Source organism: Xenorhabdus anantnagensis (assembly GCF_028598555.1).
Lineage (GTDB): Bacteria > Pseudomonadota > Gammaproteobacteria > Enterobacterales > Enterobacteriaceae > Xenorhabdus > Xenorhabdus anantnagensis.
On sequence record NZ_JAQRFN010000090.1, the window covers coordinates 1 to 582 of the forward strand.

A 582-nucleotide genomic window follows, 5' to 3' on the forward strand; every position below is an offset into this window, starting at 1 on the left:
TGAGGCAATCCGGGATATCACCTGCTATTTGGGCGGGTATTATAATTACACCCGTCCCCATAGTTTTAATGGAGGAATTTCCCCGGCTGAATATGAAAGACAGTGGGAAGAGGCCAGAAATGTGTCCGGTAGTTCTTGACCACTACACCATCCGTTGCTTAAAGCGCTATATATCCAGAGAGATATTTACCTTATTGCGTAACCAAAATCGGCAGATCAACAGCAGGCAAATAACAACTTGACACTTAGAAGGGCATCAATGTCAAACAAGGTTCGATACAGGATTGTCTGTTTGCCTTTTACCCGTCGATTTCGTTGACAATGAGGACAAGCGCGACGTTCACTCAGGTATTCAGCCGCCTGTTTCTGGATCACCGATTGCTGGATAGCGTTCAAAAACAATTTGGATTCAGGCAGGGAAAGCCCAGTATCATTGGGGGTATTATTCTGTTTTTCTATCGTGAATAGTGTCTCAGTATGGCTGTGACCTGATTTATCAGCCACCGCTATTTGGGCATGATACTCAGGGCGCGAGCATACTTTTCAAATACCTATTGAATAACAAGTAATGACATGATCTAA

General features: G+C 43.8%; 1 pseudogene. It reads right to left on the reverse strand.

Going from position 1 to position 582, the window contains the following annotated elements:
* Nucleotides 1–258: 258 nt before the first annotated feature.
* Nucleotides 259–510: pseudogene (locus PSI14_RS20015) on the reverse strand (ISKra4 family transposase); the annotation flags it as partial.
* Between the last annotated feature and the right edge of the window lie 72 nt (nt 511–582).